The organism is Ralstonia sp. ASV6 (assembly GCF_016429285.1).
Taxonomy (GTDB): Bacteria; Pseudomonadota; Gammaproteobacteria; order Burkholderiales; family Burkholderiaceae; genus Ralstonia; species Ralstonia flaminis.
Window position 1 is genome coordinate 1 of record NZ_JAELUI010000044.1, and the last position, 13,907, is coordinate 13,907.

Consider the following 13,907-nt stretch of genomic DNA (forward strand, 5'->3'; position numbering starts at 1 on the left):
GGAGGGGCCGCCGAATTCCCACATCACCTTGCCGGCCAGTGCGCTTTCGGTGGTGATCGTCGTGGGGTCGGTAATGTCGAGCGCGTAGTAGCCCTTGCCGCCCTTGCCCAGCCCGCCGATCAGCATCGTGCGCCAGTTCGAGGTGCTCGCGCTCGCCCAGCTGGTGTTCCCTGCACGCGCCAGGTCGATATCGAATGCCTGCGGCGTGGCATCCACCATGGCATGGTGAACGAAATTCGTGCCCGTCAAGCCCAGCGACGCCAGACCGTTGACCGTTGGCGTGCAGGTGCCGGAAGCGCACGGCCCTTGGTAGAGGAAGCTCGGCACATAGGCAAACAGTTCATTGCCGCTGGTGGTGTTGCCGATCGTGCCATCGAACGCGTGCATCATGCCGTCGTTCGCACCAACGTAGACCACCGGCTTGCGATTGACATAAGTGCTCTTGAACGTTGCATAACCCGGGTTGGTCGCGCTGGACAGCACGGCGATAGGCGGGCCCACGGCATCGACCTTCGAGCCAACGATATCGCCCAACAAGAAGGCACGCGGGCGATAGACCGCCTTGCCGTTTGTGCCTTCGTTGGTCTGGTCTCCACGCAGATAATTCAGGAAGTCTTGGTTGTTCCAGTTCTTCACAGCCGAATTGCTGAGTGCGCTCTGGTTGGTCGTCGTCAGATTCGCGAATCGGAAAGGCACACCCTGCGCAGTCCCGACGGTGTTGCTCGTGGCGATCAGGCGTGACGAACTCGATTGGTTGCCCAGCTTTGCCTGCGCAGACCATGCCTGAGTCTGCGTGGGCAGCCCGGTCTGGGGATCAAAACTCAGCGAATTACCCGCGACATCCCCGGTCCAGGTCGACGAGTTGTAGGACGCCGAATATCCAATGTTGCCGGTCAAGCTCACGTTGGCGGAAGAGACCGCCAGTGCCGTCGTGGCCGCCTGAATATCGTTGGAGATATTGTTGAAGGCCGTGTTGAGGCCATTCACCATCAAGTCCGCCTGACCTGCCAGATAGTAGTTGTCCGGCATCGGCTTGCCGTTGGGGTCCGTGTTGCCGCTTGCATTCCATAGCGACTGCGCCAACGCCGTGGTGTTGCTCGTGTTGTAGTTGCTCGGCACGCTGAAGCCACCGTACTTTGCCGCCAGCCAGAACTGGTTCTGATACTTGTACTGCTGATACTCCTGCACATCCAGCCAATAGGTGGAGATGGTCTGGATCTTGGACTTGTTACCCAGGCTGTCCTTGAAATCGTTCGGGCGGATGTCCCGCACGTGCGAATCGTAGGCCAGCCCGGCCATCAGGAAGGTGTTGTTGTCGCCGCAGCACCACGACGGCGACGCCGTGTTGAGATTGCTGATGCCCTCCATCTTGCCCACTAGGCTGGTCGCGGAATCCACGTTGACCGTGGTATCGCTCGTCACCTCCGAAGGCATCGCAGGCTCGTACTTGGTGTTGGCGATCGTACTGCCCGGCAGATTGGCATCAGCGTGGGTATTGACGTCGCCAATGCCAAGGATGTAGTTCTTCTGGCAGGAATACTGGATGGGGTCATCCCATGTCTGGATGACCGGGAAGCCGTCAATCTGGGTGGCGTTGGTGTTGGAGGAATAGCTGGCAACGTTGCCGAGGTTCTTGTAGTACCGGATGCCCGCGTAGTACAGCTCACCAACGGGGTCATATGTCTTGTAGGTGTGTGAGGTCGAGCCGAACTTGTTGAGGTAGTTCATCACCCCGCTGTTGCTAACGTTGCTCGCGGAAGCGTCAGTAGGGTTCGGATTGGCAATCATCGTCCCGTCCGTCGCGCTCCACTCAGCCAGCGTGTTGGTCGTGGGGTTCTGGCCCGGCACCGGTTGGGTTGGACCAATGAACTTCATCTTGGAGCGCAGCACCCCGCCATCGCGCATGATGTTGGAGTCGTTGAGGTAACCGAACGCGCCAAACCGGATGCGCTGCGAGTACTGCTGCATCAGGCCTTCCGGCTTGTAGTTGCTGCCGTACTTCGTGCAGTTCGCTTCAGGCATCGATGGGTCGCACACCTTGACGCGCACAATGACAGACCACACCTTGGAAGAATCTTGCGCAGAGCCGGAACTGTAAGTATTGACGGTACCCGAATCCAGATTGCCGCTTTTGGTGAAATACAGTTTGTTGCCGGCGCCGTAGATACGCACACCAAGACTGCTCCAATTGAACGGCGTAATCGCCGCCACGGTACTACTACCGCTGATGGTGCGATTAGGCGTTTCACTAGAGCCGCCCTGGCCAGACGCCCAGGCCTTTTCAAGTACGGTCAACGATGCCGTATCCGTGACGCGGTAGCCGCCCGTCAGCGCCCATCGAAATGGATCAATGGTTTGCATCGCCGCCCAGTTCAGGAACGCGCCGCTCCAGTAATTGCTGCCGCTGGCACACTGAAAGCTGCTATTTGCAGCCGTTGCCGGTACGAAATAGTTGTTGGCATCGGTGTTGGCGTCGTACTGATAGGTGTAGCACTTGAGCGGATCGAAGTAGCCCAAATACTTGACCCCCGCCGTATAGCTGCTGACATACGCAATGCTGTTGGCGGTCGGATACTCCACCGACAGCGAGAGGAGCAGATTGCCTGGCACCGACACGGAACTGAACAGCGGCTGATCTGCCAGATCGGTTTGTGCTGCCGACACCAGCATCGCCGGCAACAACAAGATGCTTGCAAGCAAGCCGCGCAGGAAAGTCATAACGGAAGGGCTCCGCGAAGCGCTGGCCTTCCAACCTCGGTCACGAGTGGGGTGCATGGCAGTTCAGCAACTCAGAGAGAAACAGTGGTCTGGAGGAAGGTCTGGCTATTACGCGGCCCATCGACCCGCACGCTGATACGGTAGACAGGCACCGAAGGCGGCTGGGCCTGGCCACGATACGGCAGGACCGTCCCCCCCTTGGCCGAGCCGATCGAGCTGACCACACAAGCATTGGATGGGTCAGTCGAGCCTAGCGCGGTACATAGGCGGTCGATCATGTAGTAAATGGTGATGCCGTCGCCGCCATTGATGGTTGGCAACGGAGTTGATGCGGTGGCGGGCTGATAGCCGATCAGCGTGTTGGGAACACCATGCGTGCCGGTCGCCTGCATTGTGGCGTAGTAGCCACTGGTCAGTTGATTGCTCTGGCGCGCCGATTCCTGGTTGAGTGCACCGCTGGTCAGGGCTGCCTTGGCGGCGGCGATGCCCAACTCACCACGGTTGGTCATGTCCCGCTTGAATGCGAGGTTACCTGCATTGAACAGTGCAGCATCAGACGAGCGGAACAGCGCCACGGTGCCAATGGCCAGAATGACCACGGCAATCAGCGCAATCAGCAGAACGACGCCGGATTGACGCCTGCGCAACGCGAGGCGCAAAGCACGATTCGAACGAAACTTGGGCGTGGTTGGCATCGTCAGCGCTGCAACAACGTGTTGCGCAAGGGGATCGTGGCTTCCAACACGCGGTAACGATAGTTTTGCTCCGCGCCTGTGAGCGTCCGGGTATAGGCCAGCCCTGGCACATCGGCAAACAGCACGAGCGGCCCCGGGCTGACGACGCCCGTCGCGGTGGCGGCGCTGGGTACGCTGGCTGCGCTGGCACTCGTCACGTATTGCTGTGCGCGTTCGGGCAACGACGTCCGCAGAATCAAGCCGATCCGTACCGCCTTGATCGCATAGAGATTGGCCGCGGCAGTCTGCGTGCCGTTGGACAGCGTTGCCGCATCGAATGCGCCTGTCGGCGCTTGCCAGCTGACATTGCCGGTGTTGTTCGGGTCGATGCCATACAGGGCATGCATTTCCATCACGCCATCGGCAAGCGGGATTGCGTTAGTACCGTTGCCCCCCGATTGCAGCAGGTCGTAGAACATCAACGTGTTGTTGGCACCCACGCCGTACACGCCAAACGCCGGCAAGTTGCCCCCACCGACATTGCCGAGGTTCATGGCCACGCCTGTTGCAGAGATGCTGGCCGCGTTACCGTCCAGGCCCACCGATGCGTCATAGGCGCCGGCCAGCGGCAGTTGCACTGCGACGCTGCCCGTAAAGCCGGTCTGCACCTGCCCGATATAGCAGGGCTGCACGTTGCCCTGAGCGTTATTGCGGTCCGCCACAAGCACCAAGTTGCCCGCGTTGAAGGTCATGGTGTTGACCAGGCTGAGATTCACCACGCTTCCGGAAACCGTCGGCGCAGTATTGGTAAACTCAGTCGGAATCTCGCCATAGCCGGCATTGCCCGCCATCGTGATGATCGCGTCAGAAGTTCCGGTGGTCGGCGCCGTGCCGTTCTGCACGATCAACAGCGGCGCCAACCGGAACCCGCCCAGCTGCGTAGCCAGGTTCTTAAACGGCGCCGGCATACTCGCCGGAGACGGGAGAATTTGAGTGCCGCTCAAATTGACATTGAGGTGGCAGCCATAGGTCAGCGGCCAGTTCTGCGAATAGCCCGACCCTGCACTGCGAATCGCCTTGTCCAACTGGTACAAGGCGAACACACCGCTTTGGTTGACATCGCTGACCGACATCGTGGTCCGCTTACGCCCTTCCGATACGCTCATCAGGCCAAACACTGCGCCAACGATGACCATGCTGACGACCAGCGCCACCATCAGCTCAATCAGGCTGAGGCCGGTCTGGCGCGCGGCGCGCAATGGCCGCTTGGTTGGAGTTCGGGCGATCACGGCAGCACCACCTGCGTCACATACTTGCTCGTGCTGCTCATACCGGCGGTCGCGTTCACGCCGTGAGACGGCGCCTGCCAGGTAACGGTGATTGTCGCGATATTGGTCGTGCTATCAACGGAGACCGAACCCGTACCATTGGGCAGGCCACCCAGACCACTACCGACGGGGCTCGATGCGCTGGCCGTCCGGTAGCTCACGTTGGTACCCACCATCGTTTGCCACGCAGCCACCGACGACGCCGGCAGATTGACCGTGTGGTTCTGCCACATCATGCTCGCCAGTTCATTGGCCAGCAAAGCGGCCCGATTACGGTCCTCGGCGTCAACCGACACCTGCGAAGCACGGATCTGCGCCATCACCATGGCCGTCAACGCCACGGTCAACAGCAGCATTGCAACCAGCACCTCGATGAGCGTCATCCCGCTCTGTGATCGCCGGCTGCGTTCGACTCGGTTTGGGGCGAGGTTAGCTGCACGCATCTGGACTACCCTGCGACAAAGACTTGCTCGGATCGCACACACGGATCGAACCGCCAAGGCCCACGGTCACATTCAATGCCCGTGCGGTGGCAAAACGGCTATTCGTCACGGCGTAAGTGACCGTGCCCGTGGGGGGGATGGTGCAGTTGTATGTGCCATCGTTGAGCGTAGTCAGCCGGCCCAACGAACTGAAGCAAACCGCCGCCTGCCCGGTGATCTGCGCGTTGGGTGCAACCGCACCAAGCGCGCCGCTTTGCACCATCGCCGTCGCCATGAAGTTGGAGTTGGTGTACAACTCGCCCGCTGCCGGGTTCGGAATCACCATAACCAACCAGTTCTTTCCGTTGGCTTGCGCCGTCGCACCTGGCGCAGGCGCGCCGTTGGTCAGCACCACTGCAACCTGCCTGTGGCGGCGCGCAGCTTCGGCTTGCGCAACGCGCAAACCATTCCCCAGAGACTCAGCCGCAGTGCGCACTTGCGCGTCCTGAAGCCAGCTCGTAAAACTCGGTGCCGCCAGGAGCATCAAAAAGGCAAACACCGAAATCGTGACGAGCAGTTCAATCAGCGTGAAGCCGCAGCGCCGGGCGCCCGGGCCAATCAGCACGACTGTCCTCGCTTAGTGATCCAACATGTCGTGGACGTGTTCCAGCCAGTGGGTGCCGCGGTCGTCGCCTGAACGTTCGTTTCATTCACCGTGTAGGTGAAGCCCGCGGTGGTCCCCGAGCCGACAGCGGTCATCGTGTAGCTGTTACCGCCATTCGTAATTGCGCAGGCTACCGAAAACTCGGCCACAGTCGAAATCGCCTGACATGGTGGGGTGAATGTCCCGACCGCTGCGTAGGTGCGATTGTCTTGGTAATACTGTTCCATCTGCGCGCGAATACCCGCGAGCATGTTGGTAACGTTGGCCAGCTTGCCGCGCGTGACGTAGTCGGTATAGCTGGGATAAGCAATCGTAGCCAAGATGGCCACGATGGCCACCGTGATCATGAGTTCGACAAGCGTGAACCCAGATGCATGCGCAATTGCCGGACGTAGCCGCCCTCTCCTGATTGAAGAGGAACCCACCAAGTCGGAATTACGCGGCACGCTTGCGTTGGCGCAGAGCGGCACGGACATGTCAATGCTGCCGCAGAATGTTCGACGGCGAGAGTGTGACTTTGACCCTGTACATATAGCCCCCCGGCTGCTTGAAACGACAGACGCATCCTCGTGAAAGATGCGTCATTCCCGATTACCCGATTACGTTCTTTTGATTCTGCTGCTCATGATATCCGGCAGAAGCCAATCATGGAGGATGCGACCAATCAGTGTCAATAGCACCTGCCCCATAGGTAAGCGCTACTTGTTGGGTTGATGCAACCGCGGGATTTCGAGAATTTGAATAGCCGAACACTCTCAATGCGTCGCGTGAACAAGAACCGCACCCAAAGCAAGAGGGCGAACGAGCCCCTTGGGCGCAGCAAATGACAGCTGTTGGATCAACAGCGCAAAGTTCATTCGGCGCCGCCCCCCCCTCGACGACAAGCATCGAGTAAGCCGATATTGACGAAAATCCAACAATCCGCTACCGCCGGCACCCCGACAGCGAATGCCCTTTCCAGACCACAAAGGAGGGTATTGACCAGATATGACATTTATACGGCCAAATTCACACTAACTTGAGCGGCTCCGTCAAGTGCTCTGCCGACTCATGCCTCCCCGCTCCCACCGCCAACACGGCGCCATCCTGATCGAATCCCTCATCGCGCTCGCGCTGCTGTCGCTCTGCGCCGCAGGCACTCTTGCCGCGCTGGACCGCATGGAAACGACCGGCCAAAGCCTGCGCCAACTATCGGCTCAAGTCCGCGAACACAACACCCAAATCGAAGCCGCGGACTTACGGTGACATGCGTCGGTTGTCCTACGCCACGCGCGGTACAACGCTGATCGAATTGCTGGTCGGCATGTTTGTTGCGCTAATCGTGCTTGGCGTCGCGCTCCAGCTCACACTCCTTGCTCGCGCGCGCTATCAGCGCATCACCGACGAAGCCCTGATCGAAGATCGCGGCACGCAGGCACTGGAACTGCTGACGACGGCGCTGCAACAAGCTGGCTGGGTAACCGATACGCCTGCGACGCGGGGGATACGCCAATGGCCTGACGCCAAGGCGCCACCATCCATCCAGGGCGCGGACAGTTGCACTCCGCGCGAGGCGGAAAACCTTGAGTGTGGCTCCGGCGGCATCCGCAGCAGCGACGCAGTGCTGGTGCGTTTTGCCGGCCACAACATGCCAACTTCCCCGCAACGCGCTGACAACAGTATCTCCGACTGCTCCGGCTATGGCGTGACCGAGCAAGTCCAGGGAGGCGACGCCGATCTGCGTCCCGGATACATGCTGCTATACCTCTCCAAGGCGTCTGATGGCGAGCCGCAGTTGATGTGTCGTTCGCGTAGACACCAATCTGGTCAGCCCTTGACCAACGCCTGGACATCCAACGGCATGGTTCGCGGCGTTGAAACGATGCAGCTCCTGTATTCAGTCGGCACCGCAGACGGCTCAACCATCACGACACTCTCCGCCCGGGCAATCACCCCTGACCAGTGGCGCCGTGTGCAAGCCGTGCATATCGCGCTGGTCGTACGTGGTGACTACATCGACCCCGCCTCCACCGGCAAATCCGTACCGACGCTGACGCTGTTCCCCCGCCTGCGTCAGCCGGAAGGCGCCAACGCACAGGATCTGGGCTTTACCCCAACCCAGCCACAACGCCGCCGCGCCCTCTTCACGGCAACGGTCCGCCTGCGCAATCCGCTCGCCTGCGAAGTCGACGTATGTTGAATGGCAACGCCAGGGCGCACGGGTTCACGATGACGATCGTCGTGGCCGCAGCGGCGCTGCTCGGGCTGCTGACCATGGCGACGTTCCACATCGTGCTGGATCAGCGGCAACGCACCTCCCTTATCGTCGACCATGCCCTGGCCCAACAGGCCGCAGAACAAGCGCTGGGCGCTGCAGAGTGTGAACTGTCTGTGGCCACCGACACGCCAACCCCATCGGAATGCGCCGTTGCATTGCCACAAGACCGCATCGTCGCCCTCAATCCGGTCACGCTACCGGGGTTTGTGATTGGAGCTTGCGGTAGCGGTATTACGCTCGGGTTGTGCCGCCCGCGACCCGACCAATCGCTCTGGGAACTGGCGGGACTGCTGGATACGACTTCCCTCGGCCTGCCGATCGGTTTGCCCGCCCCCACCCCAGGCAGTGAGCGCGCATCCGCTCGCGCCGCGCGCTATGTTATCGAGCCCATTCCAGATCGGTGGTCTGGCCAAATCGCACAAACCGGGGAGGCATCGCCTCCTTGGTTGTACCGCATCACAGCCGTGGGTTTTGGTGCAGACCCTGCCGTCTATGTCGTACTACAAACGGTCTTTCGCCCACGAGTGTCGGGCCAGACGTCAACGCCCCAAATCACCATCGAACCCGCACGGCCAGTCAGCCGCCCCAACCACACGGTGACGCAGACCATCCAGACCACGCGCTGGACAACCAGCGGCGATCAGCAGCAGGTTGCCGAAACCCAGACACAAACCCTTAAGCTGGGTCGCTTGAGCTGGCTTGAGTTGATTACGGAAGGCACGCGTTGATGCGTCGCCAAGCCGCGTTCACGCTCGTCGAACTGATGACAGCAATGGCCATTGCTGTTTTGCTAGCCAGCATGGCCGTGCAAACATGGTCAAGCCATCGCGAGCGCGCACAAAGAACCTCAGCGCGCGCAGCATTGATCGCGGCCATGACGGAATTGGAACGTCTGCATGCATACACAGGCAAAAATTCCGCACCCGCCGATCTCTCCGAGCACGCCCCTGGCTACCATCTGCGCGCCAGCCTGTGTGAAGGTCGCACCCCAGCACATTGCATAGAAGTGATTGCGCAACCCTTGGACCCTGCCACCCCCTGCGGTGCACTCATCCTGCGCAGTACCGGCGAGCGGTTTACGCAACTCGGCAATGCACGCCAATCGGCATCACCGGCATGCTGGCCATGAAATCTTTTCGTTCGCACGCTGGATTTACGCTGGTCGAGCTGGTTGTCGTTTTGAGTGCCATATCACTTCTTGCGGTATTCGCCGTGCCCGCCGGACTGAACTGGTGGCAACGCGAAACTGTCGTTGTCCTAGCAGACCGTTTTGCAAGCACCGTTTCGCTGGCGCAGACCCTGTCGCGCAATCAGCGTGTTTGGGTTCATCTTGGCCCGATCAGTGCAGCGCAAGGCTGGCCCTCGGGATGGGCGTTGTATATGACGTCATCACCGCAAACCCCAGCGACACCGCTTGAACCGGGCGCCGACGATGTGCTGATTCATGTGTCGCCACCCATGGTGCCGGCAGTCGAGTTCACGTTCACGGCGTCGCAACGAGATGTCGACACCATCTCTTATTCACCTGTGGGATACTCACGACAGCGCAACGGCAGCCAGCTCTACGGCACACTAACCATCCGATCTGGAATGCATGTACGGCTTGTCCGTATCAACGCTGCCGGCCGCGCCCGCATATGCGACCCAGCCCAGGACACTAAAACGTGCAGTACCAGCGCCGCCACTGAAGACTCCTAACCCACACGCCTCGTTTCTCTGCCCATGTTTTCCGATTTCGACCACGCCATGATGCAGCGCGCCCTGGCGCTGGCCGAGAAGGGGCTCTTCACCACGACACCGAACCCACGCGTAGGCTGCGTGCTCGTGCACGGTGACACTGTCATCGGCGAAGGCTATACGCAGCCCGCCGGCCAGGACCACGCCGAAATCCAAGCCATCAAGGATGCCCAATCGCGCGGTCAGGATGTGCGTGGTGCAACGGCCTATGTGACGCTGGAGGCGTGCAGCCACTTTGGCCGCACGCCTCCCTGCGCAGACCGTCTGGTCGAGGCCGGCATCACCCGCGTGGTGGCGGCCATGGAAGACCCCAACCCCGCCGTTTCCGGACGTGGCCTGCAGAAGCTGCGCGATGCCGGTGTCGACGTGCGCTGCGGCCTGCTGGAGCGCGAGGCGCGCGAATTGAACATCGGCTTCGTCTCACGCATGACGCGCGGCACACCGTGGGTGCGCGTGAAGGTGGGCGCGTCGCTGGACGGCCGTACCGCGCTCGACAACGGCGTCAGCCAATGGATTACCGAAACCGAAGCGCGTAACGACGGCCATCGCTGGCGCGCGCGCGCCTGCGCCATCCTTACCGGCATCGGCACGGTGCGTGAAGACAACCCGCGCCTGACCGTGCGCGCCGTGACCACGCCACGCCAGCCACGCCGCATATTGGTCGACTCAGCGCTGGATGTACCACTCGACGCGCACATCCTTACCGCCGACGGCCACCACGAGCCGACGCTGATCTTTGCCGCGCAACCGGAAGCCGGCCGCATGCGCGCCCTGGCCGAGCGCGGCGCAGAAGTCGTCCTGCTGCCCAGCGCAACCGGCAAGGTAGACCTGCCCGCCATGCTGCGCGAGCTTGGCCGCCGCGAAATCAACGAACTGCACGTCGAGGCCGGCTTCAAGCTCAACGGCTCGCTGTTGCGCGAAGGGCTGGTCGACGAGATCCTCGTCTATCTGGCGCCCAAGGTGCTCGGCTCGGGCCAGGGCATGTTCAATATGGGGCCGCTGCAGACGCTGGAAGGCGCGGCCGAATTCTTCTTTCACGACATCTCGCGCATCGGGGGCGATCTCCGCATCCTGGCGCGCCGCAACCCGACAGACTGATCACTATGTTTACCGGAATCGTCGCCGCAGTTGGCCGCATTGAAACCGTCACGCCGCTTGGCACCAACGCAGACGCGGGCGTACGCCTGTCCATCAACTCGGGCGGCCTGTCGCTGGCAGACGTTGCGCTGGGCGACTCGATCGCCATCCAGGGTGCATGCATGACAGTCGTGGCCAAAACCGACACGCAGTTCGACGTGGATGTCTCTCGTGAATCGCTATCGAAGACCGTCGGCCTGGAGCACCCGGGCGAAGTGAATCTGGAGAAGGCCCTGCGCCTGGCCGACCATATCGGCGGGCACCTGGTGTCGGGCCACGTCGACGGCCTGGGCACCGTCACGCATTTCGCGCCTATGAACGAATCGCATGAGTTGCGCGTGCGCGCCGCGCCGGCGTTGGGCAAGTATCTGGCGTACAAGGGCTCGGTGGTGGTCAATGGCGTGTCGCTCACGGTCAACAGCGTGCGCGACGATGCCGACGGCTGCGAATTCTCGATCAACCTGATCCCGCACACCGTGGCCGTGACCACGCTCAAGCACTTGAAGGCCGGCAGCCAGGTCAACCTGGAAATCGACCTGATCGCCCGCTATGTCGAGCGCATGCTGAGCCACACCACGCTCGCCCAGCCCGCCACTGTTTGAGCCCCGAGGGCCGAGGATCGCCTCGGCCACCTTGGCGTACAATAGCGGGCTTCTCATTTACGCAGTCGCAGGGTCACCAAACGGGGGTGACCGGCGGCGCGCTCCCCCTGCTACGCCATGTCGATCGCCACAGTCGAAGAAATCATTGCCGAAATCCGCGCCGGCCGGATGGTCATTCTGGTCGACGAAGAAGACCGTGAGAACGAAGGCGACCTGATTCTAGCGGCCGATTACGTCACACCGGAAGCCATCAACTTCATGGTCACGCACGCGCGCGGCCTGGTGTGCCTGACGCTGACCGAAGAACACTGCGACCAACTCGACCTGCCGATGATGGCGAGCCGCAACGGCACGCAATTCGGCACCAACTTCACCGTCTCTATTGAGGCGGCCGAAGGGGTGACCACCGGCATTTCCGCTGCAGACCGCGCACGCACCATCCAGGTGGCAGCAGCCAAGAACGCCAAGCCGGCAGATCTGGTGAATCCGGGCCATATCTTCCCGCTGCGCGCCCGCAAGGGTGGCGTGCTGATGCGCGCCGGCCATACCGAAGCCGGTTGCGACCTGACCGCGATGGCCGGCCTGACACCGGCTGGTGTGATCTGCGAGATTCTGAACGACGACGGCACCATGGCGCGCCTGCCGGATCTGGTGGAGTTCGCCAAGAAGCACGGCCTGAAGATCGGCACCATTGCCGACCTGATCCAATACCGCAGCCGCACCGAAAGCATTGTCGAGCGCGTGGGTGAACGCGCCATGGAAACCCAGTTCGGCACCTTCCGCGCCGTGGCATTCCGCGACCGCGCCGCCGGCCATGCCCATCTGGCGCTGGTCAAGGGCGAACCGACGCCGGGCACCGAGACGCTGGTGCGCGTGCACGAACCGCTGTCGGTGCTGGACCTGCTCGAATGCCAGCGCACCACGCACTCGTGGAGTGTGCCGGCCGCCCTGCGTGCCGTGCAGGCCGCTCCGACCGGTGTTGTGGTGCTACTTAATTGCGGCGATTCGCCGGACCGCCTGTTCACCCAGTTCACCGCACTGGACACCCCGCATGAACGCCCGCGCACCAAACCCGATCCGCGCATCTACGGTATTGGCGCGCAGATCCTCAAGGATGTGGGTGTCGGCAAGATGCGTGTGCTGGCTTCGCCACTCAAGCTGCCAAGCATGACCGGCTACGATCTGGAGGTCACGGCTTACCAGTCGATGGCCGAGTCGGCCGAAACCCTGCCGGACACGGCGACGGCAGCCACACACTGATGCTCTTCTGCGGCAGCTCCGGCTGCCGCGCTGGTTTTCTCCTTTTCGCTTTCTTCTCGATTTCTGACGTTGCCTGACTGGCAACCCCAACCGGAACACATCATGGAACACGGCTTCTACCCGACCAATCTCGACGGCGAAGGTCTGCGCATCGGCATCGTTCAGGCACGCTTCAACGAACCCGTGTGTGAAGCGCTGCGCGAAGCCTGCGTCGCTGAACTCGAACAGCTCGGCGTGGCCGGCGAAGACGTGCTGCTGGTCACCGTGCCGGGCGCACTGGAAGCCCCGCTGGCACTGCAGAAGATGGCCGAATCGGGCCAGTTCGACGCGCTGATCGCGCTGGGCGCCGTGATCCGCGGCGAGACGTACCACTTCGAACTGGTGTCCAACGAATCCGCCGCCGGCATCACGCGCGTCGGCCTGGACTTCAACATCGCCATCGCCAACGGCATCCTGACCACCGACACCGACGCACAAGCCCACGCCCGCACCCGTGAAAAGGGCCGCGACTGCGCCCGTGCCGCCGTTGAAATGGCGAATCTGACCAGCGACCTCGACGGCCTGCAGGATCACGGCCAAGACGACGAAAACGAATAAATGCGCGAATCAGCGCGGCTATTCACGCAAAGGCTTTTCCCATGACGCAAGACAATTCCCAGGCCAAGACCAAGGCCCCCGCCAAGAGCGCGCGCCGCCGTGCGCGCGAACTGGCGCTGCAGGGCCTGTACCAATGGCTGCTCAATCGCAACGACCCAGGTGTGGTTGAAGCGCACCTGCAAGACGCGCAAGGCTTCAACAAGGCCGACCGCGCGCACTTTGACGCCCTGCTGCATGGCGCGATTCGTGAAGAAACCACGCTGACGGAAAGCTTCACGCCGTTCCTCGACCGCCCGGTTGCCGAGCTGTCGCCGGTTGAGCGCGCGGCCCTGCTGGTCGGCGCGTACGAGCTCGTGCACTGCGTCGACATTCCGTACAAGGTCGTGATCAACGAGGCTGTGGAACTGACCAAGACCTTTGGCGGCGTGGAAGGCTACAAGTACGTCAACGGCGTGCTGGACAAGCTGGCTGCCCAGGTCCGTGCCGTTGAGGTTGCCGCCCGCCGGTAAAT

16 protein-coding genes are annotated in these 13,907 nt (G+C 61.7%); 10 read left to right on the plus strand and 6 right to left on the minus strand.

What is annotated here, in order from left to right; all coding sequences use genetic code 11:
• The 6 genes from JHD73_RS10890 to JHD73_RS29505 form a co-directional block, all read right to left on the minus strand.
• Positions 1-2,718 (minus strand): pilus assembly protein (locus tag JHD73_RS10890; RefSeq protein ID WP_199030307.1); only part of this gene is annotated, 2,718 nt, incomplete at its 3' end.
• Positions 2,719-2,789: 71 nt separating this feature from the next.
• A complete protein-coding gene (locus tag JHD73_RS10895; RefSeq protein WP_199030308.1) occupies positions 2,790-3,413 on the minus strand; it encodes a hypothetical protein in 624 nt (207 codons plus the stop codon).
• Between the two features lie 2 nt (positions 3,414-3,415).
• Positions 3,416-4,681, minus strand: coding sequence for a PilW family protein (locus JHD73_RS29605; protein ID WP_199030309.1), 1,266 nt, complete (start codon positions 4,679-4,681; stop codon positions 3,416-3,418).
• Positions 4,678-5,163, minus strand: coding sequence for a prepilin-type N-terminal cleavage/methylation domain-containing protein (locus JHD73_RS10905; protein WP_199030310.1), 486 nt, complete (start codon positions 5,161-5,163; stop codon positions 4,678-4,680). The genes JHD73_RS29605 and JHD73_RS10905 overlap by 4 nt, the downstream gene beginning before the upstream one ends.
• On the minus strand, positions 5,150-5,767 hold the full coding sequence (locus tag JHD73_RS10910; protein ID WP_199030311.1) for a GspH/FimT family pseudopilin: 618 nt from the start codon (positions 5,765-5,767) through the stop codon (positions 5,150-5,152). Before JHD73_RS10910 ends, JHD73_RS10905 begins: the two co-directional genes overlap by 14 nt.
• A complete protein-coding gene (locus tag JHD73_RS29505; RefSeq protein ID WP_269848272.1) occupies positions 5,761-6,282 on the minus strand; it encodes a type IV pilin protein in 522 nt (173 codons plus the stop codon). The genes JHD73_RS10910 and JHD73_RS29505 overlap by 7 nt, the downstream gene beginning before the upstream one ends.
• Before the next feature lie 574 nt (positions 6,283-6,856).
• Between JHD73_RS29505 and JHD73_RS10920 the strand changes: the two genes are divergently transcribed.
• From JHD73_RS10920 to nusB, 10 genes are all read left to right on the plus strand, one after another.
• On the plus strand, positions 6,857-7,051 hold the full coding sequence (locus JHD73_RS10920) for a type II secretion system protein (protein ID WP_199030312.1): 195 nt from the start codon (positions 6,857-6,859) through the stop codon (positions 7,049-7,051).
• Between the two features lies 1 nt (position 7,052).
• Positions 7,053-7,985 carry a PilW family protein gene (locus tag JHD73_RS10925; protein WP_199030313.1) on the plus strand — a complete coding sequence of 311 codons (933 nt, stop codon included), beginning with the start codon at positions 7,053-7,055 and terminating at the stop codon, positions 7,983-7,985.
• A gap of 29 nt (positions 7,986-8,014) precedes the next feature.
• A complete protein-coding gene (locus JHD73_RS10930; RefSeq protein WP_233176893.1) occupies positions 8,015-8,791 on the plus strand; it encodes a pilus assembly protein PilZ in 777 nt (258 codons plus the stop codon).
• Positions 8,791-9,192 carry a type IV pilin protein gene (locus JHD73_RS10935; RefSeq protein ID WP_233176894.1) on the plus strand — a complete coding sequence of 134 codons (402 nt, stop codon included), beginning with the start codon at positions 8,791-8,793 and terminating at the stop codon, positions 9,190-9,192. Before JHD73_RS10930 ends, JHD73_RS10935 begins: the two co-directional genes overlap by 1 nt.
• Positions 9,180-9,761, plus strand: a complete 582-nt coding sequence (locus tag JHD73_RS10940) for a GspH/FimT family pseudopilin (protein ID WP_199030316.1) — start codon at positions 9,180-9,182, stop codon at positions 9,759-9,761. The genes JHD73_RS10935 and JHD73_RS10940 overlap by 13 nt, the downstream gene beginning before the upstream one ends.
• A 24-nt stretch (positions 9,762-9,785) precedes the next feature.
• A complete protein-coding gene (gene ribD, locus JHD73_RS10945) occupies positions 9,786-10,898 on the plus strand; it encodes a bifunctional diaminohydroxyphosphoribosylaminopyrimidine deaminase/5-amino-6-(5-phosphoribosylamino)uracil reductase RibD (RefSeq protein ID WP_199030317.1) in 1,113 nt (370 codons plus the stop codon).
• Positions 10,899-10,903: 5 nt separating this feature from the next.
• Complete coding sequence (locus tag JHD73_RS10950; protein WP_199030318.1) at positions 10,904-11,539, plus strand: riboflavin synthase; 636 nt, start codon at positions 10,904-10,906, stop codon at positions 11,537-11,539.
• A gap of 117 nt (positions 11,540-11,656) precedes the next feature.
• Positions 11,657-12,799 carry a bifunctional 3,4-dihydroxy-2-butanone-4-phosphate synthase/GTP cyclohydrolase II gene (gene ribBA / locus JHD73_RS10955; protein ID WP_199030319.1) on the plus strand — a complete coding sequence of 381 codons (1,143 nt, stop codon included), beginning with the start codon at positions 11,657-11,659 and terminating at the stop codon, positions 12,797-12,799.
• 102 nt (positions 12,800-12,901) lie between these two features.
• Positions 12,902-13,396 carry a 6,7-dimethyl-8-ribityllumazine synthase gene (ribH, locus tag JHD73_RS10960; protein WP_199030320.1) on the plus strand — a complete coding sequence of 165 codons (495 nt, stop codon included), beginning with the start codon at positions 12,902-12,904 and terminating at the stop codon, positions 13,394-13,396.
• A 41-nt stretch (positions 13,397-13,437) separates the two neighbouring features.
• The gene (gene nusB / locus JHD73_RS10965; protein ID WP_039597640.1) at positions 13,438-13,905 is read left to right on the plus strand and encodes a transcription antitermination factor NusB; all 468 of its coding nucleotides are present in this window, start codon (positions 13,438-13,440) and stop codon (positions 13,903-13,905) included.
• Positions 13,906-13,907: the final 2 nt, after the last annotated feature.